This window comes from Companilactobacillus sp. FL22-1 (assembly GCF_043951805.1).
Lineage (GTDB): Bacteria > Bacillota > Bacilli > Lactobacillales > Lactobacillaceae > Companilactobacillus.
This window is the reverse complement of record NZ_JBINJY010000008.1, coordinates 76,476-102,856: the sequence shown is the minus strand read 5'-3', so window position 1 is coordinate 102,856 and position 26,381 is coordinate 76,476. Positions and strand designations below refer to the sequence as shown.

22 protein-coding genes, 1 pseudogene and 1 other annotated feature are annotated in these 26,381 nt (G+C 35.7%); of the genes and pseudogenes, 17 read left to right on the top strand and 6 right to left on the bottom strand.

Going from position 1 to position 26,381, the window contains the following annotated elements:
- Positions 1 to 90 precede the first annotated feature (90 nt).
- From ACG72T_RS08235 to ACG72T_RS08175, 13 genes and pseudogenes are all read left to right on the top strand, one after another.
- Positions 91 to 546: a PTS sugar transporter subunit IIA gene (locus ACG72T_RS08235; RefSeq protein WP_395265717.1), complete on the top strand. Its 456-nt coding sequence runs from the start codon at positions 91 to 93 to the stop codon at positions 544 to 546.
- Positions 547 to 564: 18 nt separating this feature from the next.
- The gene (locus ACG72T_RS08230) at positions 565 to 1,962 is read left to right on the top strand and encodes a PTS galactitol transporter subunit IIC (RefSeq protein ID WP_395265715.1); all 1,398 of its coding nucleotides are present in this window, start codon (positions 565 to 567) and stop codon (positions 1,960 to 1,962) included.
- Positions 1,963 to 1,985: 23 nt separating this feature from the next.
- Entirely contained in the window at positions 1,986 to 2,279 is a 294-nt protein-coding gene (locus ACG72T_RS08225; protein ID WP_395265713.1) for a PTS sugar transporter subunit IIB, read from the top strand.
- A gap of 90 nt (positions 2,280 to 2,369) precedes the next feature.
- Complete coding sequence (locus ACG72T_RS08220; protein WP_395265712.1) at positions 2,370 to 4,439, top strand: PTS sugar transporter subunit IIA; 2,070 nt, start codon at positions 2,370 to 2,372, stop codon at positions 4,437 to 4,439.
- 33 nt (positions 4,440 to 4,472) lie between these two features.
- A pseudogene (locus ACG72T_RS08215) lies at positions 4,473 to 5,178 on the top strand (L-ribulose-5-phosphate 4-epimerase).
- Between the two features lie 241 nt (positions 5,179 to 5,419).
- A complete protein-coding gene (ulaG, locus tag ACG72T_RS08210; RefSeq protein WP_395265711.1) occupies positions 5,420 to 6,487 on the top strand; it encodes an L-ascorbate 6-phosphate lactonase in 1,068 nt (355 codons plus the stop codon).
- A gap of 28 nt (positions 6,488 to 6,515) precedes the next feature.
- The gene (locus ACG72T_RS08205; RefSeq protein ID WP_395265710.1) at positions 6,516 to 6,962 is read left to right on the top strand and encodes a PTS sugar transporter subunit IIA; all 447 of its coding nucleotides are present in this window, start codon (positions 6,516 to 6,518) and stop codon (positions 6,960 to 6,962) included.
- Between the two features lie 18 nt (positions 6,963 to 6,980).
- Positions 6,981 to 8,489, top strand: coding sequence for a PTS ascorbate transporter subunit IIC (locus ACG72T_RS08200; protein ID WP_395265709.1), 1,509 nt, complete (start codon positions 6,981 to 6,983; stop codon positions 8,487 to 8,489).
- 24 nt (positions 8,490 to 8,513) lie between these two features.
- Positions 8,514 to 8,807, top strand: coding sequence for a PTS sugar transporter subunit IIB (locus ACG72T_RS08195; RefSeq protein ID WP_395265707.1), 294 nt, complete (start codon positions 8,514 to 8,516; stop codon positions 8,805 to 8,807).
- Positions 8,808 to 8,822: 15 nt separating this feature from the next.
- The gene (locus tag ACG72T_RS08190; RefSeq protein ID WP_395265766.1) at positions 8,823 to 9,461 is read left to right on the top strand and encodes a 3-keto-L-gulonate-6-phosphate decarboxylase UlaD; all 639 of its coding nucleotides are present in this window, start codon (positions 8,823 to 8,825) and stop codon (positions 9,459 to 9,461) included.
- 25 nt (positions 9,462 to 9,486) lie between these two features.
- The gene (locus ACG72T_RS08185; protein ID WP_395265705.1) at positions 9,487 to 10,278 is read left to right on the top strand and encodes a DeoR/GlpR family DNA-binding transcription regulator; all 792 of its coding nucleotides are present in this window, start codon (positions 9,487 to 9,489) and stop codon (positions 10,276 to 10,278) included.
- A gap of 11 nt (positions 10,279 to 10,289) precedes the next feature.
- Positions 10,290 to 11,171, top strand: a complete 882-nt coding sequence (locus ACG72T_RS08180) for an L-ribulose-5-phosphate 3-epimerase (RefSeq protein WP_395265703.1) — start codon at positions 10,290 to 10,292, stop codon at positions 11,169 to 11,171.
- On the top strand, positions 11,156 to 11,851 hold the full coding sequence (locus ACG72T_RS08175; RefSeq protein WP_395265701.1) for an L-ribulose-5-phosphate 4-epimerase: 696 nt from the start codon (positions 11,156 to 11,158) through the stop codon (positions 11,849 to 11,851). Before ACG72T_RS08180 ends, ACG72T_RS08175 begins: the two co-directional genes overlap by 16 nt.
- Positions 11,852 to 12,058: 207 nt before the next feature.
- On the opposite strand, the gene ACG72T_RS08170 is transcribed toward ACG72T_RS08175, so the two are convergent.
- The 3 genes from ACG72T_RS08170 to ACG72T_RS08160 all read right to left on the bottom strand — a co-directional run bounded on the left by ACG72T_RS08170 (position 12,059) and on the right by ACG72T_RS08160 (position 17,121).
- Positions 12,059 to 14,200, bottom strand: coding sequence for an LTA synthase family protein (locus ACG72T_RS08170; RefSeq protein WP_395265700.1), 2,142 nt, complete (start codon positions 14,198 to 14,200; stop codon positions 12,059 to 12,061).
- Between the two features lie 472 nt (positions 14,201 to 14,672).
- Positions 14,673 to 14,894: a helix-turn-helix domain-containing protein gene (locus tag ACG72T_RS08165; RefSeq protein ID WP_395265699.1), complete on the bottom strand. Its 222-nt coding sequence runs from the start codon at positions 14,892 to 14,894 to the stop codon at positions 14,673 to 14,675.
- A gap of 76 nt (positions 14,895 to 14,970) precedes the next feature.
- The gene (locus ACG72T_RS08160) at positions 14,971 to 17,121 is read right to left on the bottom strand and encodes an LTA synthase family protein (protein ID WP_395265698.1); all 2,151 of its coding nucleotides are present in this window, start codon (positions 17,119 to 17,121) and stop codon (positions 14,971 to 14,973) included.
- A 103-nt stretch (positions 17,122 to 17,224) separates the two neighbouring features.
- Between ACG72T_RS08160 and ACG72T_RS08155 the strand changes: the two genes are divergently transcribed.
- Both ACG72T_RS08155 and ACG72T_RS08150 read left to right on the top strand, forming a co-directional pair.
- Complete coding sequence (locus ACG72T_RS08155; protein ID WP_395265697.1) at positions 17,225 to 17,854, top strand: VanZ family protein; 630 nt, start codon at positions 17,225 to 17,227, stop codon at positions 17,852 to 17,854.
- 55 nt (positions 17,855 to 17,909) lie between these two features.
- Positions 17,910 to 19,250 (top strand): glucose-6-phosphate isomerase, encoded by a 1,341-nt coding sequence (locus ACG72T_RS08150; protein ID WP_395265696.1) that lies wholly within the window; start codon positions 17,910 to 17,912, stop codon positions 19,248 to 19,250.
- A gap of 168 nt (positions 19,251 to 19,418) precedes the next feature.
- Here the strand turns inward: ACG72T_RS08150 and ACG72T_RS08145 are convergent, their stop codons facing one another.
- The 3 genes from ACG72T_RS08145 to ACG72T_RS08135 all read right to left on the bottom strand — a co-directional run bounded on the left by ACG72T_RS08145 (position 19,419) and on the right by ACG72T_RS08135 (position 23,511).
- On the bottom strand, positions 19,419 to 19,913 hold the full coding sequence (locus ACG72T_RS08145) for a GNAT family N-acetyltransferase (RefSeq protein WP_395265765.1): 495 nt from the start codon (positions 19,911 to 19,913) through the stop codon (positions 19,419 to 19,421).
- 1 nt (position 19,914) lies between these two features.
- A complete protein-coding gene (brnQ, locus tag ACG72T_RS08140; protein ID WP_395265695.1) occupies positions 19,915 to 21,312 on the bottom strand; it encodes a branched-chain amino acid transport system II carrier protein in 1,398 nt (465 codons plus the stop codon).
- Between the two features lie 186 nt (positions 21,313 to 21,498).
- Positions 21,499 to 21,730: a binding site (T-box leader), on the bottom strand.
- Between the two features lie 62 nt (positions 21,731 to 21,792).
- Positions 21,793 to 23,511 (bottom strand): DUF6792 domain-containing protein, encoded by a 1,719-nt coding sequence (locus ACG72T_RS08135; protein ID WP_395265694.1) that lies wholly within the window; start codon positions 23,509 to 23,511, stop codon positions 21,793 to 21,795.
- Positions 23,512 to 23,659: 148 nt separating this feature from the next.
- On the opposite strand from ACG72T_RS08135, the gene ACG72T_RS08130 reads away from it, so the two are divergent.
- Together ACG72T_RS08130 and ACG72T_RS08125 are read left to right on the top strand one after the other, a co-directional pair.
- Entirely contained in the window at positions 23,660 to 23,881 is a 222-nt protein-coding gene (locus tag ACG72T_RS08130) for a transcriptional regulator (RefSeq protein WP_395265693.1), read from the top strand.
- A 15-nt stretch (positions 23,882 to 23,896) separates the two neighbouring features.
- A complete protein-coding gene (locus ACG72T_RS08125) occupies positions 23,897 to 25,996 on the top strand; it encodes an ATP-dependent Clp protease ATP-binding subunit (RefSeq protein ID WP_395265692.1) in 2,100 nt (699 codons plus the stop codon).
- Positions 25,997 to 26,381: the final 385 nt, after the last annotated feature.

The window sequence follows — 26,381 nt, the reverse complement described above, 5'->3', positions numbered from 1 at the left end:
GCTGCACCGATTTTTATTGTTACATTGAACTTTTTAAGCGCTTTCATCACTGCTTTAATAGAAGCTGAAAGGGAAAGGAGGTATTTGAGTATGGGAGTAGTCAAACAAGAATTAACTTTCTCAAAAGTAGATTGTAATAATTCTAATGAAATTATTCATTATTTAGCTAATAAGCTTTTCCAGGACGGCGATGTAACTGCAGATTTTGAGCAAGCAGTAAAGGATCGAGAAAAAATCTATCCTACGGGATTACCAATTGGAAAAGTATCAGTAGCCATCCCACATACGGATGTGAAATACGTAAAAAATTCGTCAATTGCAATTGCAACTTTGGAAAGGCCAGTTGAATTCAAAAACATGGCTAATAATAAAGAAACCATTGACGTTAGTATCGTGGTAATGTTGGCAATGAAAGAACCACATAGTCAAGTAGATATGCTCCAAAAACTCATGAAGTTATTCCAAAATCAAGAATTATTGGAAAAAATTTATAGTTTAAACGATAGCAGTGAGATTTTTGACATAGTATCTAAACAAATTGATTAGTTATGGGGTGAAAATAAAATGAGTAATATTATTAATTTTATTATGTATATTGTTAGTCTTGGACCAACGGTAATGATTCCCATCGTTATGTTGATTTTTGGACTAGCTGTAAAAGTTCCATTTACTAAGGCCTTACGTGGAGGCCTAATGGTAGGTATTGGATTTATAGGGCTTAATGCAACTGTTTCTATTTTGACAGAGGTTATGAATCCAGCTATTAAAAATATGATTTCTGTTATGCATTTAAATCTGCAAGTTATTGACGTGGGTTGGCCTTCTGCCTCTGCCATTGCGTATGGTACTGCTGTTGGTGTAAGTATGATTCCCTTAGGAATTGCAATTAATGTTATTATGTTATTAACAAAAACAACTTCAACAATTGATGTTGATATCTGGGATTTTTGGCATTTTGCATTTAGTGGTTCATTAGTTTACGCACTTACAAAAGATATTTTTCTAAGTTTATTCTTAGCAAGTGTAAATATGATTGTAATTATGGTTATTGCTGATAGAACTGCTCCACTTTCAGAAAAATATTTAGGACTACCAGGAATTTCTATTCCTCATGGATATGCAGGTTCATTTGTCCCAATTGCATTAGTAATCAATTGGATTATTGATAAGATTCCTGGAATTAATAAGATCCATCTTGAAGCAAAAGATTTTAATAAAAAATTTGGCTCATGGGGTGAACCCACATTATTAGGATTCATTATTGGTGTTATTATCGGTATTCTTGCTTATGGCTTTGTTCCTGGTATGACCGTTGCAACAAAGCTTGGAAAAATTATGCTAATGGGTGTCACACTTTCAGCAGTTATGATTATTACTCCAAAGATGGCTGCCTTATTATTGCAAGGTGTTGTTCCAGTTTCCACTAATATTCAAAAATTTACTCAAAAGAAATTTTCAGGAAGCCGTAAGATTTATATAGGTATGGATACTGCCGTTGGTATTGGGAACCTAGTCGTTCTGGCTTGTGCAACATTGATGATTCCAGTAGCACTATTGTTTGCATTTATTTTACCTGGTAATCAATTCCTTCCAACCATCGGCCTGGTTGGATTTGTGTTTATGTTTCCATTAATAGTTGCTGTAACACATGGTGATTTTTTCCGTTCCTTTATTATCGGGGCTGTTAATGTAATTCTTGGTTTATGGATTGGTACTAATTTGGCACCGCTCATTACGAAGAGTGCTCGTGCAGCCCATTTCACAATTCCAAAGGGTTCATCATTAATTTCAAGTATTGATTATGGTTCAAATCCATTTCCATGGTTATTTGTACAAATTGCTACTCATAAGATAATTGCTTATGCAATTGGTATTGTTCTCATTGTTGGTTTAGCTCTATGGAATCGTAAAAAGATTATCGAAGAAGAAAATGCAACGGTCACAACCAAAGAAACAAAATAAAAAGAGATTAGGAGATATTTATTATGAAGAAAATTTTAGTAGCATGTGGCGCAGGGGTTGTTACAAGTACGGCCGCAATGAATAAATTACAAGAAGAGTTGGATGCACGTGGTATTTCTCAAGACGAATATAAATTGGGACAATCATCAGTTGCTGAAGTGGAAAACTTATCGAGCCAATATGATATGGCTATTACAACAACCCAATATGACAACGATGCAATTAAGATTCCAGTGATTAATGGATTACCACTTTTAACAAATATTGGTGTGGATTCCGTTATTGACGAGGTTATCGCTAAATTAGATTTGAAGTGAAATTATTTTAAATAATCAAATCGAAAGATAGTTCTTCGGAACTATCTTTTTTAAAATTATGGATTTAAGGTGATGAGGATGAGAGGTAGTTTGTCTAAAGGTCCAAACAGACTATTAAACTATTTTTTTAAAATAAACAAATATGTAAGTTTAAAAGAAATTATGGGTTTATTTGATATTTCCAGAAGAACGGCGTTTAATTGGTTGTCAGATATAAATGGATATTTAAATGAAAATGATGTAACTGAAATAGAGAATATTCCAAATCATGGATATAAATTACCTGATTACTCAAAAAGAAAACTAGAACATATCGATAGTATTAAAAAAACAAAGAGTAGTGAATTAGATAAAACAGATAGAGTTGCTGAAATAGTATGGTTATTAGTTAGTAATCAAAGTAATATTTCGATAAATAAGTTATCAGAAGAATTTGATTGCTCTAGAAATACAATTATTAAAGACTTTAAAGAGATTAAGCAACGTTTTGTTGGCATTAGCATTGTTAGTTCGAATCGCGGAAGAAGAATTGCTAATAGTGAACGTTATATTAGATTAATGATTTATGAGTTGATACAAAGAAATAATCAATGTATTAAGAGTCATATTGTAAACCTGGGCTATGATTGGGACTCGTACTATAAAATTGTTATCGATAGCCAGAAGTCCCTAGAGATGAATTTCTCTGAAAATTCGACGATATTATTAACCTATTTGCTTATTTTTTCATCCTGGAGAATCAAAAATAGTAATATCATAACGGACGAAAATGGTTATTATTGGATTGCAGAAAATACGCATGGAATACTAACTACAAGTGAGAGAATAGTTAACGATTTGTTTGATAATGTTTATTATGCAGGAGAGATTATTTTTCTTAGTAAAATTGTACTTTGTTCGCAAGTTATGGATATTAATTGTGTGAACTTGAAGCTTTATAGCGATATGGAAGAAATATCTAAAAAGATAATTTTTAGGTATGAAAAATTAACAAATGAAAATTTAATCAATAACTCCTTTGTAAAAATATTGAGTAATCATTTATATGCTACATTCTTCAGAGTTAAGTTTAATATGCCTTACGTATCAAATGAGGTCGATGAAATTAAAAAGAAATATCCAAAACTAATTCAATTTACATCTATTGCTTGTGAACCCTTAGAAGTATATTTAGACGTACCGATTCCTGAAAACGAAATAGCGTTAATTTGTTTGTATTTTGGTTCTGGAGAAGATAATGAATATTCTAATATTGGTGAGAGTGACAGAATTCAAAAAGCGGCTCAGTCAGAAGTACTTTTGGTTTGCTCAAGTGGTATAGGAACGTCAGAAATGCTGTATTCTGAATTGAGCAAAAAGTATCCGTTGATAAATTTTTCTATGCCACTTGAAATTAAAGACTTAGACATGATTTTTAAAATAAAATATCAATCAAAATTAATCATTAGTACGGCCTCCATTGAAGAAAATAGATATCCCATTCCTACAATAAAAGTAAAAGCAATACTGACCAAACATGATCAAATTGTAATTGAAGATGAGTTTAGAAAGTATTTGCCTTTAAAGATTGAACATAATACTGATGTCATAAGTCATTTGATGAGTATAATTGGCGACTATGCGAATATTACAGATCCAGCACATTTAAGAGAAAGCTTAGATGGATTTTTATATCCAAGCGAAGATATAAAGAAAGCCAATTTAAATAAGCCTTCTCTGAGGGAGTTACTTACCATTCAGAATATTAAAATAATGCATACAACCGATAAGACCGATTGGACCGACGTTTTACACACTGGCTGCTTGATGTTGAATCAACGTAATGTGATTGATTCACACTATGAAAACGAAATTATAAAATTAGTGAAAAAATATGGACCGTATATGCTTATATCTGATGATATTTTTCTGGCTCACGCCTCTCCAAAGGAAGGCAGTAAAAAAGTTGGTATATCAATGGTCTTGTTAGATAATCCTGTCACGGTAAATGCAAAAGGACAGAGGGTTGAAATTAGATGCATGTTTGTTTTAGCACCTGGTCTAAACCATGAACACGACCGTGTTCTTGAAGAACTCATTAGTATCGTTCGTAATACAAAAAAATTCAATCAAGTTTTGAACTCGAAAGATAAAAATAAAATTAGAAGGTTAATGTTTTGAGTGTCGAAGTATCAAATGGGAGGAAATAACAAAATGTTAGATTCATTGAAAGAGTATGTCTACAAACAAAATATGCGTTTACCGAAATTAAATCTTGTTAATTTTACATGGGGAAATGTCTCAGCAGTAGATAGAGAACATAAACTATTTGTAATAAAGCCGTCAGGTGTTGATTACGAAAAAATGGGTCCAAGTGACATGGTTGTGTGTGATTTTGACGGTAATGTTGTTGAGGGTAAATTAAACCCTTCAAGTGATACTCCAACACATGCATATTTGTATAGTCACTTCGATAAAATAGGGGGAATTGTGCATACGCATTCACCATGGGCGGTTTCTTTTGCACAGTCAGGAATGGATATTCCCGCTCTTGGAACGACGCACGCTGATACTTTCTATGGTTCAGTGCCAGTATCTGACGCCTTAACTAAGGAAGAGATAGAATCAGCGTATGAATATAATACCGGTAGGGTCATTACTAGGACATTTAAAGAAAGGAATATCGATTATATGGCTGTTCCGGCAGTTCTTGTTCGTCAACACGGTCCTTTCACATGGGGAGTAACTGCAGAGAAAGCTGTTTATAATGCTAAGGTTTTGGAAATAGTCGCTGAAATGGATTATGCATACCATGCAATTAACTAGAAAAGATTGTAAAGTTCCTCAGTATTTGTTGGATAAACATTATTATCGTAAACATGGAAGCAGTGCATACTATGGACAAAAAAATAATCAATAAATTGAAATAGTAAGAGAGATACACATTTGGAATGCTAAAGTGTCTCTCTTTTTTATTTGGGAAACATAAAATAAGTTTATGAATTTTATATGACTTATACCACTTCTTAAAATACATAAAACTGTCGTAAAAATCATAAAGAAACGGTATATAATCATATAGGCCGATTGAAAGCGGATACACATGATTATATGATTGTCTTGTAAAGAGAAATCATATAGATATTTGGAGGCACAGTTCGATGGCTAAAAAAATTAATGAAGTTACAAAGGAAAGTTGGATTTTAAATACATTTCCAGAATGGGGTACATGGCTAAACGAAGAGATTGCTAATACAAAAGTTAAACCTAATACATTCAAAATGTGGTGGTTAGGGTGTACAGGTATTTGGTTAAAGACTGCTGAAGATACAAATATTCTGGTAGATATGTGGTGTGGAACAGGTAAGAGAACACATGGTAACGGTATGATGCGTAAGGGACATCAAATGCAACGTATGAGTGGTGTTCAAAAAATGCAGCCAAATCTTAGAAATCAACCATTTGTAATTGATCCATTTGAAATTAAGGATGTTGATGCTTTGTTTGTAAGTCATATTCATTCAGATCATTTGGATATCAATACAGCTGCAGCTGTGAATCAAAATTGTCCTAAGGCCAAATTCTATGGTCCCGAACAAGTAGTTAAAATTTGGCAAGGATGGGGTGTTCCAGCAGAAAAGACAGTTGTTGTAAAACCAGGAGACGAAGTTAAAATTGGAGAAACAACAGTTAAGGTTCTAGAAGGTTTTGATAGAACTGCATTGGTAACAGAAGATGATCCCAATGTAAAACTAAAGGGTAAGATGCCTCAAGATATGAATAAAATTGCTGTTAACTATTTATTTGAAACAACTGGTGGAAACCTATATCATGCAGCAGATTCTCATTATTCAAACATGTTTGCTAAACACGGGAATGAAAATCATGTTGATGTTGCTTTAGGTGCATATGGCGAAAATCCAAGAGGTATTACAGACAAATTGACATCTTCGGATATTTTAAGAATGGCCGAATCATTAAAAACCAAAGTTATTATTCCCGTTCATTATGATATTTGGACAAACTTCATGACAGATCCTAAAGAAATTATTGATTTATGGAAGTTCAGAAAAGATCGTTTGCAATATAAATTCAAACCATTCATTTGGCAAGTTGGTGGTCAATTCACATATCCAGATGACAAGGACAGAATGGAATTCAACTATGATCGCGGATTCTCAGATACTTTCTCGATTGACAATGATACACCATTCCCATCATTCCTATAGAAATATAAAGAAATGCGGTGCATAAAATATGATGTTAGAAGAAATGCTAAATAAGGACTTAGTTGAAATCACTGATAAAGAACCAAATGATTGGCAAGATGCATTAAAAATTGCGTCGAAGAAGTTAGTTGAGCATAACTATATTAAAGAAGGCTATATTGACGAAATTATTCAGAATGTTAAAGATAATGGACCGTATATAGTCATTGTTCCAGGAGTTGCAATGCCACATGCCAACGCAAAGAGCGACAATGTATTAGGTACAGCAATTGGATTTACTAAATTTAATAAGTCTGTATATTTTGGACCAGAATCTAATGCAAAGTTATTTTTTACCTTAGCTGCAAAAGACCCAAAGGAACATTTGAATAACATCGGTGAATTATCAGATATGTTAATGACAGATGGTTTAATTGATAAATTAATGGATATTCAAACTGTTGATGATTTAAAGAAAATAATTGGATCAGATTAAAGAAGACGGGTGAATAGGATGGATAATTTCTTAGATATTCTTTTGAAAATATGGGATTACTTCGCAACTAATATCTTAACTCAGCCAGCTTATATGATAGGTTTCATTGTTTTACTTGGTTATATCCTTGAAAAGAAACCCATTTATGAATCCATTGCGGGATTTATGAAGGCTGTTATTGGATATATGATTTTAATGGTTGGTTCTGGTGGTTTGGTTAATAGTTTTAGACCCATTTTAGCAGGATTGAAAACAAGATTTCATTTAACTGCGACAGTTATTGATCCATATTTTGGACAAAATGCTGTTACAGAGGGGGTTGTGAAAACTTTTGGTAGAACCTTCGGAGACGTTATGTTATTACTTCTTTTTGCCTTCGTATTTAATATTTTGTTGGTCAGATTCCAGAAATTTACAAAATTACGTTCTGTTTTTACAACAGGTAATGTGCAGGTTCAACAAGCTGCTACTGCGTTTTGGCTTTTGTTATTCTGTTTCCCACAAATGGGAAGGATTGAAGTTCTTTTAGTAATGGGTGTAATCCTTGGATTGTATTGGGCAGTGGGTTCAAATATGACAATCAGATATACACAAGATTTGACTGACGGTGGAGGATTTGCTGTTGCACATCAACAAATGTTTGGTATTGCTTTAGTATCATGGTTATCAGACAAGATAAAAAAACACGATGAAAAGAATCATAAAGAGCCAAAACGATTGGAGGATATTGAATTACCAGGATTTTTAAAGATTTTTAACGAAAACATGGTTGCAACAGGTATTTTGATGTTATTCTTCTTCGGAATTATTATGTTGGTTCTAGGTCGTCCTTACTTTAATGAAATATATGCATCAACTAAAGGCGCTTCAGGTTTAGCGCCTGATGGGAGTTTCTTCTTCTATATTTTAACAACATCATTAGGATTTGCTGTTAACCTTGCAATTCTACAATTAGGTGTCCGTACCTTCGTTGGAGAATTAACAGAGAGCTTTAGCGGTATTTCTGATAAATTATTACCGGGCTCAGTACCTGGTATTGACGTTGCAGCTACATTTGCTTTTGGTGAACCCAATGCTGTAACAATTGGATTTTTATTCGGTGCTTTAGGCCAATTCCTAATGATTGGTGCCTTAATAGTCTTACATTCTCCAACAATTATTATTGCAGGATTTATTCCATTATTCTTTGATAATGCTGCATTCGGTGTTTATGCTAATAAACGTGCGGGTGCTAAAGCTGCGATGATCTTGCCATTTTTCAGTGGATTAATTCAAGTTGGCGGAGCAGCATTGATAGCAAGCTGGGTTGGATTATCTAAGTTTGGTGGATATTTAGGTATGTTCGATTGGGATACCTTGTGGCCAATCTTCACTGCAATTATGAAATTCTTAGGAATTGCAGGTATTGTTGTAGTGGTTATTATTTTGGTAGTTATTCCACAGTTAGAATACCGTAAAGATCCAAAGAATTATTTTTTGATGGTAACAGATTATGATAAATATAAAGAAAGTGTAAATAAAAAGTAAATTAATTACATTTGGAGGTTTATTATGAAAATTTTAGTATCTTGCGCAAATGGATCGGGTACAAGTTTGATGATGATGAGAAGTGTAAAGAAAGCTTTTGAAAGATTAAATATTCCTATTACAAATATTGAACATACAAGTATCGCGGAAGGAACAAGTACGGCAAAGCAGTATGATGTTGTATTTACACCAATGAATTTTGTAAATATGTTTGATGATGCTAAGTCCAAAGGGGTAGTGGTTGTCGGTGTCAAAAATGTTCTTAGTGATAAAGAAATAGAACAACGTGTTCGTGAAGAAACAGAATTTGTTAAATAGGACGGGTAATATATGATTATGAAACCAAATTTACAAGTAGCATTAGATAATAATACTTTGGAAAGTGCTTTGTCTGACGTTAGAGAAGTAGGTAAAATTGTAGATATTGTTGAAGCCGGAACAATTCTTATTCTCCAGGAAGGAACAAAAGCTGTTAAATCATTGAAAGCCCTGTTTCCAAATAAGATTGTTATTGCTGATACAAAATGTGCTGATGCCGGAGGAACAGTTGCGAAGAATATGTCGGAGGCTGGTGCTAATTGGATGACATGTATCTGTTCAGCAACTATCCCAACAATGGAAGCAGCTAATAAAGAGATTGAAGAAATCCAGGTTGAGCTATATGGTAATTGGACAAAAGAAGATGCTCAAAAATGGTTAGACGCAGGAATTTCGCAAGCAATATATCATCAAAGTAGAGACGCCTTGCTTTCTGGTGAAACTTGGGGCAAAAAGGATCTTGATAAAGTTAAAATGCTTATTGATATGGGATTTAGAGTTTCAGTTACTGGCGGCTTGACAGTGGATACTTTGAAATTATTTAGTGGTGTTGATGTTTACACATTCATCGCAGGACGGGCTATTACAAAAGCAGATGATCCAGCTAAAGCAGCGACTGATCTTCAAAACGAAATTAAGCGTATATGGTGTTAAAAAAGATTAGTTTGAGGATGATTGTATGAAAAATTCATTAATTAATGTGCAGGAAAGAAGAAGTCAGCTCCTTGATATAGTTAATAAATACCAATCAGTAACAGTAGAAAAACTGGCGGAAGAGTTAGCAGTCTCTGAAGTTACTATTCGAAGAGACCTAAAAGTGTTATCGGAAATGGGAGTAGTCGATTGGCGCAGTGGTTTAGCAACTGCCATAAATGGGAAAATGTTACCTTCAGATACAGGCGATGTAAAAATTGGTAGCAGAGTGGACCAAATAAAAATGAAAATAGCTGCAGCAGTTCCCAGTTTTATCACAGAATCTAGTACTATTTTTGTTAATTCCAGTACGCTTTGCTGGATGGCTGTTAATCAACTGGCATCAAAGAGATTAACTATTATTACAAATAATGCACATGCAACTGAATCAGTACATCATCCTGAAACGATAATAATTTTGACTGGTGGAGAGATTCGATATCCAAAAGAATCATTAGTAGGTGGAGTAGCCATCGAATTACTATCGAGCATGCAATCTGATTATACTATTATAGGTATTGACGGGATAAGTGAGAGTGGTGGGTTAACAACACAGAATCTATATGAATCACAAGTAAATGCAACGATGGTTAAACGTACAAAGAAAAAAGTTATTTGTTTAGCTGATTATCGCAAAGTTGGCGTCACAAGTAATTATCACGTTGCTGATATTGATGATATAGATATCTTAATTACTGATAGTTTTGCTAATGAAAAGGTTATTAAATCTCTCCGTAAACGCGGAATTCAAGTTGTTCAAATTCAACTTGGTCAGTAGGAGATGTAGTAATGAATTCTCTAGGTATATATGAAAAAGCATTGCCCAAAGATTTAAGTTGGCATGATCGGTTGGAATTAGTCCATAACTTGGGATTTAATTTCTTAGAGTTATCCATTGATGAAAGTGATGAACGGCTGAAACGATTGGATTGGACTAAACAACAACGTGAAGAAGTGAGAAATGCCATTTGGGATACTGAAACAAGAATACATACAATTATGTTAAGTGGTCACAGAAGATTTCCATTAGGCTCGTACGATTCAGATGTTAGAGAGAAATCATTAGAAATGTTGTATAAAGCTGTAGATTTGGCCGTTGATTTAGGAGTTAGAAATATCCAAATGGCAGGATATGATGTTTATTATGATGAAAAGAGTATCGAATCCCGTGAGTATTATATGGAAAATTTAAAAAAGTGTGTTGAATATGCTTCTGGACATGAAGTTATGCTAGATATTGAAACTATGGACGACCCTTTTTTAAATTCAATATCAAAAGTAACACGGATTAAGAAGGAGATTCATAGTCCATGGCTGCAAGCTTATCCAGACTTGGGTAATATTACCGCTTGGCCACAAAACAATATTGGTGATGACTTGGAAGATAATATAGATTCCATTGCAGCTATTCATTTAAAGGATACATTGCCAGTAACCAGGACATCTAAAGGACAATTTAAAAACGTTCCTTTTGGTGATGGAACAGTTGACTTTAAAGGATGCTTATCAGAGCTAAAGAGGTTAGATTATAATGGTGCTTATACAATTGAGATGTGGAGTGAAAGCTCTGACAATCCTATTGCACAGGTTCAACAGGCTAAGAACTTCTTTGATAGTATCTTTAAAGAAATTGGAATAAATCAGGAGGCTGTCGAATGCTTGAAGAATTAAAGGAAAAGGTTTATAAGGCTAATATGCAGCTACCCAAACTTGGATTAGTGACATTTACATGGGGAAATGTCTCAGGTATTGATCGTGAAAAAGGTCTTTTTGTAATCAAACCATCAGGTGTCGATTATGAAACATTGACTCCTGATGATATGGTGGTCATTAATTTAAAGGGTGAAGTAGTGGAAGGAAAATTGAATCCATCGAGTGATACACCAACACATACAGTTCTTTATAATGAATTTCCCAATATTGGTGGAATTGTTCATACGCATTCACCTTGGGCAGTTTCATTTGCTGAAGCTGGATTAGATTTGCCAGCGTTAGGAACAACGCATGCGGATACCTTTTATGGAGATGTACCAGTTTCAGATGCCTTAACTGAAAAGGAAATTAAACAGGATTATGAGAAAAATACTGGGGATGTAATTGTTAGAACTTTTAAAGAACGTAATATTGATCCCGATGCAGTTCCTGGGGTTCTAGTAAGACAGCATGGACCGTTTACTTGGGGCGCAACACCAAAAAAGGCGGTATACAATGCTAAAGTTATGGAAGTTGTTGCTGAAATGGATTATCACGCTTTACAATTAACGCGGGATGATATCCGAGTTCCACAGTATCTTTTGGATAAGCATTATTATAGGAAACATGGTAAGAATGCTTACTATGGTCAAAAGTAAATAAGGTAATAAAGTATGAGCAGGATATAGTAAAAAAATAGCTCTGATTAAATCAAAATTGGTTTAATCAGAGCTATTTTGCTGTGGGTGCAATGAAGATGAAAAAACAATTGATGAATTCCGTTATTATTTGAAATTCTCAATGTCCTTTTTACTTGGAATTAGGAATGTTCCTTCTACCCCCATTGTTGTGTATATGAAAATAAATTACTTTTTGTTCAAATATGACCAGCTATCGATTGGCGTTCGATCGTCTTGCAATTGAACAGCATCTGTATTGTAGAGGTCAGTTGTTGATTTGTCACCGTTTTTGGAATACAGACTAGTTGACTTGCTACCTAGGGTTTTGCGAAGATTTTCCATTTGTTGAACTTGGTTTTGATATGAATAATTGGCAGGATTGACTGGGGTAAAGCCTGCTGGTGTGTAAAAACGTAATAAATTCTTGTTGTTGATATTATCAGAAGTTTTTAGTTTCAAGTCGACTTCTTGAGACCATTTATCAACTTTGTTCAACAATTCTGGATTGTCACGAAGATCAATTTGTTCACCGGTATCATTGGCGTAGACCTGAGTTTTAGAACCGCCATTGCGATAGACCGTATAGTTTGGAGTAATAAAGTCACGGTTTCTAAAAGTTACGATCTTGCTATGTTGATTTGAAAATAGGTCGGTTCCCAATTGAACATATTGTTTAGTATTTACGCCCGCTAAATGCAAAATAGTTGGCTGAACATCAATTTCTCCACCATAAGTGTGATTAATTCCACCTTTGAGTCCATCCATGTGAATCATGAACGGTACACGTTGCATTTGAGTTTCATTAAATTTAGTCCAAGTTTTTGGTGACTTGCCAATCATGCTGGAAAGGTCTTTATGTTGTTCACTGTTGAGGCCGTAATGATCGCCGTATAGTACGACCATCGTATTCTTATCTAGGCCAGAGGCTTTGAGATAGTTGAAGAATTCCTCGACTGACTTATCTAAATAATGAGCAGTTTTAAAATAGGCGTTGACGCGAGGATTAACGTTATCAGATGTTTGAAAATCTCCATTATCCTCATCGGAGAATTGATATTGAACATGGTTGGTAATTGTTAAGAATTTAGTGTAGAACGGCTGTTGCATTTGCTCAAGATACTTGACTCCTTCAGCAAAAAGCAGTTTATCTTTAACACCGTAGCCATTGAGCGACAAGGTGTCAGGGTTCTTGGTGTCGTAATAGCTTTCATCGAAGAAATAGTTATAACCCATGTTCTTATATGTGATATTTCGACCCCAGAAACTGCCGATATTACCATGGAAGACGGCACTAGTATAACCTTTTTGTTGCTGCAAGATGGCCGGAACTGATTGGAAGGTGTTGTCTCCACCTAATTTTTGGAAAAAGGAACCTTCAGACAGTCCGAAGAGGCCAGATTCCAACATCGTTTCAGCGTCACTAGTTCTTCCACCACCAACTTCATTGAAGAAGTTATCGAAAGAAACTGTATTTTGATCATTGTAGAGACTATTTAGAAATGGAGTAACTTCTTGACCATTGATTTTCATTCCAATCAAAAACTGTTCAAAACTTTCCAAGTGGATCACAATAATATTTTTACCACTGGCCTTGCCAAAGTAGTCCGAATTGGGAGCTGCATAGTGATTGTGTGTGTAATCTAGGACTGAATCGATCTCAGTTTCTGTTGCACTAGAACGAACTTGATTATTTTGAATCGAACGGACAGAATCATAAGCTAGAAAACTGTTGATCCCGATATATTTTACGATGTATGAGTGGTCAAAAGTTTTTCCCAACAACTGGGGACGATTGGATTCTGAACCAGCTAAGTCGGCTGCAAAAAGGGCGATTCCAAGACATGTTGTGGCTAAGGCATTAACTTTTCGAAATGGCCGTTTATCAATCTTGATGAAATGGATGGCAAATAAAATAATAATGACGACCAAATCAATGAAGTAAAATAAATCTCCTAACTGCATAGCACCGGCGGTACTTTTTCCAAGTCCTTTAGCAACTTTCGAGACACCAGTAATGATACTTATCGATAAGAAATCGGCGTTTTCGCGAAAGTACAGTACATTGGAATAGATAAAGAGCGTATCGGCAATATATATAATTCCCATCATAATGTAAGACAGTTTTGGCTTGTTAAAATAAAGTGCTAAGCTCAGGAGCAAAACTGTTGTAGCAAAGGGATTGACGATGACAAAAAAGTATTGCCACAAATTATTCATTGTCAATGTGAAGCCTGTAAAATAGGCTAAAACTGACTTATACCATAAACAAAGCGCCAATAAAGCTAAAAATCCGAGTCTCGTGTTTAGGATGGATTGAATTTTTTTCATTTTTTTCCTCATAAATAAATTAGTTCACCGGTTAATGATACGTTATTTGAACAAATAAAAAAAGACTGGCTACCTTTTCAGGCGCTGATCTGAACCCTTAAGTTTGGACATTTAATTATGTTGCTTTTAGAACGGAAAGTTCTCGGTGATTTACTGGTGACTTTCCGTTTAGTTTTGTCTTGGTACGTCTATATCCATATTTCTTTGTGTATTTTGGATCAGATTGTCTAATCTCATCCATTGCTTGAATGATTTTTATCGTAATCAAATACGCGTCCCTTATGAGTCCGTGCGTAATAATATGTATTTCTAGGTATTGAGATAGCTTTCAAAACAACCTTAATTGGAACTTGAAATAATTGCCTTAAATCAGTGGCTATTTTGGAGATTTCTTTTGTGCTGATTTTTTCTGAGCTAAGGGATCTATTTTTTTAAGAATTCATTTTGAACTTTCAATATAGTATTCTCTTGCTTAAGTCTCTTGATTCCTTCGGTTTATTATTTCAACTTTGAACTGAATAGAATAATTTAAATCCATCTTACGTGATTCAAGTCCTTTAATTCCAGTTAATTCAAAATTATGAACCCAATTAAGGATGGTACTCTCTTGAGTGATTCCATGTTTTTTCGCCAATGTTGTGGTTAAGTATTCAGTTACCATTTTGATTTTAAAATCTAAATTAAATTTGACCATAAGAAAAACCCCTTAGTTTGGTTTGTGTCCAAACTAAGAGGTTCACTTCATGACAGTCTTTGGAGAAAAGATTTTGTTATTTAGTTGTATCGTTTTCACCTTTTAAAATGCTGGACCAACTATCGATTACAGTCCGATCGCCGTTTAATTCCGGTGCATCAGTATTATAAAGGTTGGTTGTCGACTTATTGCCGTTCTTCGAATAGACACTAGTTGATTTTAATCCAAGTGAATTTCGAGTCTGAACCAGTTTTTGAATTTCATTTTGATAACTGTAATCTTTTGAATCGATTGGTGTAAACCCAGTTGGGGTATAGAAACGTAGTAAATTTTTGTTATTGATTGTATCGGACATCTTTAGTTTTTGATTGACCATATCTTGCCACTTAGCCACCTTTTTCTTCAATTGCGGGTCCGAATCTAAGTCAATCAGCTCACCAGTACTATTCTTGTAGACTTCAGGGTTGCCATCGCTATCTTTTAGTACTGTATAGTTTGGTGTGATGAAGTTTTTGTTGCGGAAGGCCACGACTTGGCTGTGCTGCTTGGATAATAGGTCACTGCCAAGTTGAACATATTGACTTGTGTTGATTCCCGCTAAATGTAAGATCGTTGGTAAGACATCGATCTCGCCACCGTAAGTGTGATTGATACCGCCTTTAAGTCCTTTCATGTGAATCATAAAAGGAACCTTTTGCATTTGCGAATCATTGAAGTCTGTCCAGCTACTATTGTCTACGCCTAATAATGGTGCTAAAGCGGTATTTTGACTGTCTGAGAGTCCGTAATGATCACCATAGAGGATTATCATAGAGTTATCATAAATGCCGCTAGACTTGAGATAATCGAAGAACTCTTTCAAGGCGTTATCGAGATAGTGCGCCGTTACAAAGTAGTTATTGACAGCACTATTATCGGTATTAGGAGCTTGGAATCCATCGTTATCCTCATCTGGCAATTGGAATGGGTAGTGATTAGTGACGGTGATGAATTTAGCATAGAAAGGTTGTTGCAACTGTTCGAGATATTTGACACTTTCAGAGAGCATCAATTTATCTTTCATACCATATTCCAAGCTAGAATCATCAGTCTTGTTAAAATAACTGGAATCAAAGAAATAATTGTAACCCATATTCTTATAAACATTGTCACGATTCCAGAAACTGCCTATATTTCCATGGAAAACAGCACTAGTGTAGCCTTGTTTTTGACCCAGGATTGCTGGAGCCGCTTGGAAGGTGTTGTCGCTGCCGAGTTTTGAGAAAAGTGAACCTTCGGGCAAACCGAACAAGCCCGTTTCTAGCATATTTTCGGCATCTGATGTCTTTCCTTGACCGACTTCATGATAAAAATTATCAAATGACATGGTATTTTTATCGTTATAAAGACTGTTTAAAAATGGAGTGACTTCTTGACCGTCGACTTTATCATTGATCAGGAATTGTTGAAAACTTTCTAAATGGATGATGATGATATTTTTGCCCTTGGCTTTGCCAAAATAGGCTGGATTGGGCTTAGCATAATTTTGCTTGATGTAAGTAAGCACGTCATCCATGTCAGTACCGACGGCTTCTGAACGGACCTGATTGTTTTGGACTGTTTTGATTGAATCGTAAGTTAAAAATGTATTCAGTCCTAAGTACTTTACAATGTAAGCTCGATCAAAAGTTCGTCCTAACAACTGGGGACGGTTGCTCTCGGCAAGTGTCAAATTAAAAGAGAACAAGAAAATCCCCAAAAAAGTGGTCGCAATTGCGGTCAATTTTCGCATAGGACGTTGATCTAACTTGATAAAACCAGTTAAAAATAACACCCCAATGATGATGAAATCCAGACCATAAATAACATCGTGGACTTGCATCATATTGGCGGCACTGCCACCCAGACCTTTAGAAACCTTCGAGACTCCAGCAATCGTATTGAAAGATAAAAAGTCGCTGAATTCACGATAATAAAGAATATTGCCATAAAGCAAAAGTGATTCTAAAAAGTAAATTACACCCATAACGATGTAAGAAATTTTAGCACGGTTGATGTATAACGATAGACTCAATAAAATAACTGCTGTAGCGATAGGATTAAGGATCAAGATCAAATGTTGTAACGGGTCCGAAACGCCTAATGAAAAATCGAGATAGTAGGCGATGACCGTTTTGATCCAGAGGAAAAAGATTAGAAGACCCATGAAACCTAGTCTTTTGCTCAAAATACTTTTAAATTTATTCATAGAAAATCCCTTGTTTATAAAAATTCTTTAATAATTCTGTAGAAAAGCTAAATAAATTGCTTAATTGTTAGTATAATACGTTATAGGTAAAAAGTGGGAAAGAATGAGTGAAATGATATTTTTAGGACCGTTATACAATTACATATATCAACTATATGCAATGAAAATCAATCATTTTCCATTGATTCGGCTTTCCTTTTATGCTGTTGATAAAGCAATATTATATACCTTATTTTTTATTATCCTAAGGGTTGTATGGGTAAAAATTAAGCACAAAAAAACACATCCAAGCCGAGAAATCGGTTTAGTGGCTTTTGTGTTTTACGTGCTCCTGCTTTTTGCTTTGACAGTTTTTCGGGATGGCTATTTCATTTGGCAATTCAAATTTTATTTCCATCGACCATTATCCGAAATTAATATAGTTCCACTCGTTGAAACCTTTAAATTATCAAAAGGGCAATCGTTAGTAGACTTTTTTTATAATTTATATGGTAATATTGTGTGGTTCGTTCCGATGGGAGTATTTATTCCGGCATTGACCAAACGAAAACTTGGTTTTTCCCAAGTGGTTTTGATCGGTGCTTTGATTTCAACCTCGATTGAAGCTCTGCAGTTCATTTTGAACACTGGAGTAACAGATATTGATGATGTAATCTTTAATACTCTCGGTGCGGCGGTCGGATATTTGGTATATTTTGTTGGAAAATGGATAAAAAGTTCCAGAAAAGTTTGAAATTTTCTTCGAAAATGATTAATATAGTTTTGACGATATATATGGAGGAGAGAAAATGACACAAATTAAATTTGATGATTCAAAATTAGGCAAGTTTGTTCATGAGAACGAACTTGGCGAGATGCAAGCACTTGTTACTGCTGCTGATGACGAACTACGTAAGGGTACTGGTGCCGGTGCTGACTTCCGTGGTTTCATCGACTTGCCTGTTAATTATGACAAGGATGAATTCGCTCGCATTAAAAAAGCTGCTAAAAAGATCCAATCTGATTCAGAAGTATTTATCGGAATTGGTATTGGTGGCTCATACTTAGGTGCACGTGCTGCAATCGATTTTCTAAGTTCATCATTCTACAATGTTAAAAATGAAAAAGATGTTCCCGAAGTTTACTTCTGTGGTAACTCAATTTCTCCTAACTACATTGCTGACTTACTAGAAGTTATCGGTGACCGTGACTTCAGTATCAACGTAATTTCAAAATCAGGTACAACAACAGAACCTTCAATCGCTTTCCGTATTTTGAAAGCTAAGTTGATTGAAAAGTATGGTGTTGATGGTGCTAAAGGCCGTATCTATGCTACAACAGATCGTGCTAAGGGTGCTTTGAAGACTGAATCAGATGCAGAAGGCTACGAAGAATTCGTTGTTCCTGATGATATCGGTGGTCGTTTCTCAGTTCTTACAGCTGTTGGTCTATTGCCAATCGCCGTTGCTGGTATCGACATCGACAAGTTGATGGAAGGTGCTGCTCAATCACGTGAAGACTACTCATCAGCTGATCTTACAAAGAACGATGCTTACAAGTACGCTGCTTTGAGAAATATCTTGTACCGTAAAGGTTACACAACAGAATTGCTAGAAAACTACGAACCAAACGTTCAATACTTTGGTGAATGGTGGAAGCAATTGATGGGTGAATCTGAAGGTAAAGATCAAAAAGGTATCTACCCATCATCAGCTAACTTCTCAACTGACTTGCACTCACTAGGTCAATATATCCAAGAAGGCCGTCGTAACTTGATGGAAACTGTTGTCTTGATCGACACACCAAGACATGACGTTACAATTCCTGCCGAAAAAGATAATCTTGACGGTTTGAAGTACTTGGAAAACAAGTCAATGGACTATGTAAACAAGAAAGCTTACGAAGGTGTTGTGCTTGCACATACTGACGGTGGTGTTCCTGTTATGTCAGTTCATATCGAAAAACAAGATGCCTATAACTTAGGTTACTTGATGTACTTCTTCGAAATTGCTGTTGGTATTTCTGGTTACTTGAATGGTATCAACCCATTCAACCAACCAGGTGTTGAAGCATATAAGAAGAACATGTTCGCATTGCTAGGTCGTCCTGGTTATGAAGAACTTGGCGAAGAATTAAACAAGAGACTATAATTTTTAACTAAAAAAGTCATTTCTGAAATTCAGTAGAATTTTGGAAATGGCTTTTTTGTCGTTACTGGAGATGTTTTCGCTCAGATGTAGCAAGCGAATGCAGAATGCCCCTACTTGACGATGATTTAAAACTAAAACAATAGGGCTGATTAGCATCAGTCCTATTGTTTACTCTTTTGTATAAACGATTTCATGCAATAAACCGAATTTAGTCTGTTCGGCAATCCGATCAGCTGTTTCCTGAAAACCATACATTTCAAAAAAGGCTCGAGCAGATAGATTATTTTTCAATACAATTAAATTAAGTGAATCATAGTCCTTAGACAAAATATCTAAAGCGCTTTGAAATAGTTTTTGACCGATCCCTTGATGTTGAAATTTAGGCAAAACGTAAAATGAATAAATTTCACCAAAGCCGTAATATTTTTGTCTACGAGCGGGCCCAAAGGTACAGACACCAATGGTTTTTTGGTTGTCAGTGGCGATTAAAGTATTGTTCCATCTAGTCTTAGGATTCCAGGTCGTTTTCAGATCTAATTGATCCAAGAGCAATTCAGGAACTAAACCATGGTAGGAATAACGCCAAGTTTGATAGTAGACTTGTTTGATGGCTTCAAAATCAGAACTTCTATTTGTTCTTGATATTTTAATCGAATCAATCATATTAATCACGACTTTCAACCGAGCTGTTTTCAGCAGCAAAGACACCTAATTTACCAAAGACTAAACCAAGCACGAACCCGGCAAGGGTTAATGTGACCCAACCGAGGCCTTGGCTAGCCATTGGCACGTATTGATGATAGAAGTTCAAGGCAGCTTTAACAACGGCTAAATTAGTTACAGCAGCGGGTGAAGTATTTAACATGTCAAAGATAGCAGGTAAAACGGTAAACGCAATTGTCATTTTATAAACGACCCCTGCATATGGTTTGGCATGGACAGTCAATGATACCAGGATCAAGGCAAGTGAAAGTGGGTAGAGGAGCATAAGGACTGGCAATGACCATGCGATGATATTATCAAGTCCAGCGTTGGCAACTACGAATGAAAGAACGGTGGTAGTTCTTAACCAAGCTAAGTAGCTAACTTTAGGGAACAATTTGTGGAAATCTTGTGCGAATGAAGCAACGAGTCCCATTGCAGTTGTGAAGACTCCTAGAGTGACAAGAACGCCTAAGAAGGCAGCTCCAAAGTTACCAAAGTAGTAATTGACGATTTGTGATAAAGCAACGCCGCCGTTAGCAGAGAGAGTTAATTTGCTCAAACTGAAAGCACCTAATAAAACTAATCCAAAATAGACCAATACTTCTAAGGCGATACTCAAAGATCCGGCTTTAGCAGTTAAACCAGATAATTCTCTATCTTTGTATCCTAAATCTTTAACAGCGTGAACAAAGGTAACACTTAAGGCTAATAGCGCAACGGCATCAATAGTGTTGTAACCTTCAAGCAAACCACTGACGGTGGAATTAGTTTGATAAGCTTGAGTTGGCATATGGTTCAAGCCACCCATGGGATGTAAGAAAGCAGCCACAAAGACTACGGCCAATAATACTAAGAAAATCGTATTGAGATATTTTCCAACGTATTTTAATAAGCGATTTTGATGAACGGTCAAAATATAAGCTAGAGCAAAGAATGCAGCCGTAAATAAAAACATCCCGACGGTGTCATATTTTTTAGGCAAAAATGGTTGAACGGCCATTTGAAAAGCTGTCGCTGCAGTACGCGGAGTACCAAAGAAAGGTCCGATAGTTAAGTGGACTAAAACTAAAAACAATGCGGCATAGAATTTTCCAACTGGTCTAGCTAAATCGTATAAACCGTCACTCTTAGTAACGACAACTGCCAAAATGGCTAATAAAGGGAAAAGCGAACCAGAAATTGCGAATCCAAAAGCGGCCGAAAGCCAGTTATTACCAGCTAATTGGCCTAAATGAACTGGAAAAATCAAATTTCCAGAACCAAAGAACATTCCAAAAATTAATGAACTAACTACTAGTAAATGAAGTACCTGTTTCTTATTTGTATTTTTTCCTGATAAATCGTAATTGTCTTCCATAAAAAATCCTCCTAAAAATGGTGTTTCTAATCTGTGTAATGCCACTAATGTCAGAATCCATTTTTAACCACCTCACTTTTTCTTAAAAAACGTAACGAATAACCTCTAAGTTTTGAATGAGAAACATAAGTATTCTTCAACCCTTGCTAATAAAAAAGAGATAAAAAAAGCCCTCTTCCAGCTAAGGAAAAGGGCTCGAGTCGAACGGTACCACCTTTTTTGAGTATTCAAAGAACACTCGCTCGTTTAACAGACAAAGAATCTATCTGCTAGCCAAATAATGGTGGCAACCACGGTAACCTACATTTCGGAACCGAACTCAGAAATGATTTTCGAAATTCTCTTGACGATCACTTTCCACTCGACGTGACTCACTAAGCGTACTTGAGATTTCTACTTTTTTCTTCAACGTTTTATTGGTTCGTATTATAGTCATCTAAATTTTAAAAAGCAAGAGTATTTTTAATCAAATTACATTTTTTATAATTTATGTGGTGTCCGATTGAGAAAATGTTTGGCGCCGTCGATCACGTGAAAATAAGTTGCTAAGCTAAACATGTCAGGATTGAGACTCCGTAAAAATGGCCACTCACGTAGCGAACCTTTAAATAAAGAATTGTTTTGTTCGATAAATTTCTTGCTGACCATTTGCGGTTGGTCCATGAAGAGACCAGATTGATACAAATAGTTTGAATAATCAAAGAAATATTTAGCAGTACGTTGTTCGCCAATGTTATTTCTTAAAATCTTTGTCCGATCACCGATGAAACCTAGTGAGTTGCGGACAACTTGGCGGCTATTGTCGGATTTAGACAAATAAGCAAAGAGCTCTTCAAAGAAATGTTGATAAGCATGAATCTCACCACTACTCAAATAGGCTCGGGGATGATTCTTGAAAGGATATTTCCAATTGTTAAGATTGTATTCCCATTTTTGACCGATCCAAATTGTGAACGGTAATTCGTAGAAAACCTGCGTCATATCTTGTTCAAAACACTCATTGATTATTTCCGAGTAATCATTACCTAAGAGTCGTTTGATTTCATTATTCATGGTTGGATTAATAAATTTAGTTCCATCCGTATCATCGGTTAAATCTAGTAATTGTTGCCAAGTGTCAGGTGTAAATAAGTTTGGCTTGATATTTTGGACGAGCTTCAAATTGATTGGCGCCGAGTTTAAAGTGTAGCCGGCATCAAAAGAATGATCCATCAGTTGTAAAGTTTGAACAAAGTGACCGCCTAAGGAATGACCAATGCCATATATCAGTGACTGGGAAGCAATATGTGACTTTAAATAACGGACAAAGTCACGAGCTACTAGTAGTTGCCGGTCTTCTTTAGTGTTGCCAATCAAAATAGAGTTAACGTTATAATCCCAATCTTTATAATTTTCAAGAATAGAATTTTCAAAACGCTTACTACGGGACTTGATTTTCTTATCGACGCTAGCTTCAGTACCTTTAAAGGCGATGTAACACTCTTTGACACCGTCAATTATTAATTCAAAAGCAATACAAGAGAATCCACATTCTGCCGCCTCAGGGATGATATCGCGTACGTCGTAAGAACGGATATATTCTGGTAAGCGGTTCGTCAAACTGTAAATCAAAAATTTCAAATAATTTTCGGGACGAAATTCTTGATACAAGTAACGATCATAATCGAATTGCAGTAATTTTGTCCGGAATTCTGAATTGTGGAGCAATTCGCCAGCCTGATAAGGTTCATGACGAATGTTCAGTGGCAATAAATTATTTAATAGCAGGATTACATAGATTTGATTTAAATAACCTCGACAAGGATTGATCTGTTCGTCTTCAATCATTTCAATCAATTGTTTAAGTTTATTAATTTTACGATTACGTGAAGGCATCGTGAAATTATTTTGGCTGTGAGTCTGATCTAAGTTTTTAAGTCTCAATGCTTTATCGATCAATTGCGGGTGGATAGTTGAATCCTTTTTAAATTGAGGAGCTCGTAAGTCGATAATTTGGTTAAGAACTAGATTAGTTAAACGAGTCTTTTCTTTGTTCAAATATGAATAACTGAAATAGAGTCGTTTATTTTGAGGCAGCAGTTGTTTGCTGTCTTCCTTGCTGAAAGTCAATGGAAAGTTTTTATGGGCTCGAAAATTGAGTAAATCGAGTTGATCATAAACGTGATTCAAACGGTTTAAATTGCTTAATAATTCTTTCATGTGATCACCTCTCATCATTTTCATTTTAACAAATTGTTGATATATAAGGAATTAAGAACAATTTTAAAAATAGTTCACAAATGTGGTACTTTACACTTGTGTTATATCACATATGTGCTATAATAGTATTTGTGGAGGTTGGAGAAAGATGAAAATAGACATTAAATCATACATAGAAGACAACGGGTTAACAATATATGTGATAGCCAAAAAGAGTGGCTATGGCTATACGACCCTGCATAAATCTTTCAACAAAAAACAATCTTCCGCCACATCGATCAATTTGCGTGATATAGAGGCAATCGCCAAGGCGCAGGATACGCAAATGTGGAAAGTTCTGCGTGAATTGGAGATGCATTATCTAAAGTGAGGAGGCTTTTTATATATGGCAAGATCATTTTGGGACGACGATCCATTCAACAGTAATATGGACGAAATTTTTAACAATTTTATGAATCAATCAAGGGGCAATTCACAGGCAAAGTATTATGTTAACGGCCATGAATTAACTCCTGAAGAATTAGCAAAATATCAAGAAGCTCGAGTAGCTGGTCAAAACATTCCAGTTACTGACAGCGATAGTAAACAAAAAAATGGCACAATGTTAGACAAACTCGGACGTAACTTAACTCAAGAGGCCAAAGATGGTTTACTTGATCCAGTTATTGGCCGGGATAAAGAAATTCAAGAAACAGCTGAAGTTTTAAGTCGGAGAACGAAGAATAATCCAATTCTTGTTGGTGATGCTGGTGTAGGTAAGACTGCTGTCGTTGAAGGGTTAGCTCAAGCTATCGTCAAGGGCAATGTACCAGAAGCAATTAAAGATAAACAGATTATTTCCATTGATTTATCGTCACTAGAAGCTGGAACACAGTATCGTGGTTCCTTTGAAGAAAACATTCAGAATTTACTCAAAGAAGTTAAAAAGGCCGGTAACGTAGTCTTATTCTTTGATGAAATTCATCAGATCATTGGAGCCGGTTCATCAGGTTCAGATTCAGGTAGTAAAGGTTTAGCCGATATCATCAAACCAGCTTTGAGCCGTGGTGAGATTTCAATTATTGGTGCAACGACACAAGATGAATATCGTAATACGATCATGAAAGATGCTGCTTTAGCCAGAAGATTCAATGACGTAACGATCAATGAACCAAGTAAAGACGCCACCTTGGCCATTTTGAAAGGTTTAAGAAAAGTTTATGAGAATCATCATCATGTCAAATTACCAGATGAGGTCTTGAAAGCAGCCGTTGACTACTCGGTTCAATATATTCCTCAAAGATCTTTACCAGACAAGGCAATTGACTTGATCGATATGACAGCTGCGCATTTAGCAGCTAAGAATCCGGTCACCGATAAAGTCAGTTTGGAAAAAGATTTGAAACAGGCACAAAAAGATAAGGATGAAGCTGCTGCTAAAGAAGATTACGAAAAGGCTGCTAACTTGAAGAAACAGATTGAAAGTATTCAAGCTAAGTTGAATCAGGATGATACAAGCAGTGAAGAACCAGTAGCTAGCGTCAATGATATTGCTGAATCAGTTCAAAGATTGACTGGCGTACCAGTTTCTCAAATGGGAGCTAGTGATATCGAAAGACTCAAAGGTATGGGTAAACGCCTTAAAGACAAGGTCATTGGCCAAGATGAAGCCGTTGACATGGTCGTTAGAGCCATTCGTCGTAACAGAGCTGGCTTTGATGAAGGCAATCGTCCAATCGGTAGTTTCTTATTCGTTGGACCTACCGGAGTTGGTAAGACTGAATTGGTAAAACAATTAGCTCAAGATATGTTTGGTTCCAAGAATTCGATCATTCGTTTGGATATGAGTGAATATTCTGATTTAACAGCGGTTTCTAAGTTGATTGGGACATCAGCTGGTTATGTTGGCTATGAAGATAACGGCAATACTTTGACTGAAAAAGTTCGTCGTAATCCATACTCAATTGTTTTATTGGATGAAATTGAAAAGGCTAACCCTCAAGTGTTGACCTTATTACTTCAAGTAATGGATGACGGTCGTTTGACTGATGGACAAGGAAATGTCGTTGATTTCAAGAACACGATCATTATTGCTACTTCAAATGCTGGTTTCAGCACTAAAGGCAGCAAGAATGAAAAATTAATGGACAAATTAGCACCATACTTCAGTCCAGAATTCTTAAACAGATTCAATGGTATCGTTGAGTTCACGCATCTATCTAAAGATGACTTGAATCAAATCGTTGAATTAATGTTGAACGATGTTAACCGTAATTTAGCTAAAAAGGGAATTAAACTAGAAGTTACTCCTGAAGCTAAGGAATGGTTGATTGACGAAGGTTATGATGAAGCCATGGGTGCAAGACCATTACGTCGTGTGATTGAACAACAAATTAGAGATAAAGTTGCTGAGTTCTATCTCGATCATATTGACGTCAAGGATTTGAAGGCTGATTTAGTTGATGGCACGATTAAGATTTCTGAAAAATCTGCGGTTACTAATTAATAATTAACAATTTAAAATTGCTGTATTGCTGGGATGGTTTTTTGGATTCTAGTGATGCAGCTTTTTTTGTGGTGGTTCACTGCCGTCTTCCGTTCGGCTCTGAGGGGTCTGGAACGCCATGGGCATCGCTTTGAACCAATTGAAGTTCGCAATTGTTTCAAAGTCGAGCCTTGTTCTAAGTGTGCTTCGCCCACTAAGAACAATTTCATGGCTGAGACCCCTCAGAGCTCTCACTACAGCCTAGGATGTTAAAATATGTTTGGATATCCCTCAAGTGAACAAGTTCAAGAGCAGTAGCAAGTTCAAAGGCTAAAGATTAAGGTCAAAAGCTTAAATGCTTAAGGTCTTAAAGATTTAAAGGCTTAAAAACAAATAGAACCTATAT

Excerpts from the sequence above, each read along its gene's own strand:
- ACG72T_RS08235 (WP_395265717.1), top strand. The coding sequence starts at position 91 with ATGGGAGTAGTCAAACAAGAATTAACTTTCTCAAAAGTAGATTGTAAT.
- ACG72T_RS08230 (WP_395265715.1), top strand. The coding sequence starts at position 565 with ATGAGTAATATTATTAATTTTATTATGTATATTGTTAGTCTTGGACCA.
- ACG72T_RS08225 (WP_395265713.1), top strand. The coding sequence starts at position 1,986 with ATGAAGAAAATTTTAGTAGCATGTGGCGCAGGGGTTGTTACAAGTACG.
- ulaG (WP_395265711.1), top strand. The coding sequence starts at position 5,420 with ATGGCTAAAAAAATTAATGAAGTTACAAAGGAAAGTTGGATTTTAAAT.
- ACG72T_RS08205 (WP_395265710.1), top strand. The coding sequence starts at position 6,516 with ATGATGTTAGAAGAAATGCTAAATAAGGACTTAGTTGAAATCACTGAT.
- ACG72T_RS08200 (WP_395265709.1), top strand. The coding sequence starts at position 6,981 with ATGGATAATTTCTTAGATATTCTTTTGAAAATATGGGATTACTTCGCA.
- ACG72T_RS08195 (WP_395265707.1), top strand. The coding sequence starts at position 8,514 with ATGAAAATTTTAGTATCTTGCGCAAATGGATCGGGTACAAGTTTGATG.
- ACG72T_RS08185 (WP_395265705.1), top strand. The coding sequence starts at position 9,487 with ATGAAAAATTCATTAATTAATGTGCAGGAAAGAAGAAGTCAGCTCCTT.
- ACG72T_RS08180 (WP_395265703.1), top strand. The coding sequence starts at position 10,290 with ATGAATTCTCTAGGTATATATGAAAAAGCATTGCCCAAAGATTTAAGT.
- ACG72T_RS08175 (WP_395265701.1), top strand. The coding sequence starts at position 11,156 with ATGCTTGAAGAATTAAAGGAAAAGGTTTATAAGGCTAATATGCAGCTA.
- ACG72T_RS08170 (WP_395265700.1), bottom strand. The coding sequence starts at position 14,200 with ATGAAAAAAATTCAATCCATCCTAAACACGAGACTCGGATTTTTAGCT.
- ACG72T_RS08165 (WP_395265699.1), bottom strand. The coding sequence starts at position 14,894 with ATGGTCAAATTTAATTTAGATTTTAAAATCAAAATGGTAACTGAATAC.
- ACG72T_RS08160 (WP_395265698.1), bottom strand. The coding sequence starts at position 17,121 with ATGAATAAATTTAAAAGTATTTTGAGCAAAAGACTAGGTTTCATGGGT.
- ACG72T_RS08155 (WP_395265697.1), top strand. The coding sequence starts at position 17,225 with ATGAGTGAAATGATATTTTTAGGACCGTTATACAATTACATATATCAA.
- ACG72T_RS08150 (WP_395265696.1), top strand. The coding sequence starts at position 17,910 with ATGACACAAATTAAATTTGATGATTCAAAATTAGGCAAGTTTGTTCAT.
- ACG72T_RS08145 (WP_395265765.1), bottom strand. The coding sequence starts at position 19,913 with ATGATTGATTCGATTAAAATATCAAGAACAAATAGAAGTTCTGATTTT.
- brnQ (WP_395265695.1), bottom strand. The coding sequence starts at position 21,312 with ATGGAAGACAATTACGATTTATCAGGAAAAAATACAAATAAGAAACAG.
- ACG72T_RS08135 (WP_395265694.1), bottom strand. The coding sequence starts at position 23,511 with ATGAAAGAATTATTAAGCAATTTAAACCGTTTGAATCACGTTTATGAT.
- ACG72T_RS08130 (WP_395265693.1), top strand. The coding sequence starts at position 23,660 with ATGAAAATAGACATTAAATCATACATAGAAGACAACGGGTTAACAATA.
- ACG72T_RS08125 (WP_395265692.1), top strand. The coding sequence starts at position 23,897 with ATGGCAAGATCATTTTGGGACGACGATCCATTCAACAGTAATATGGAC.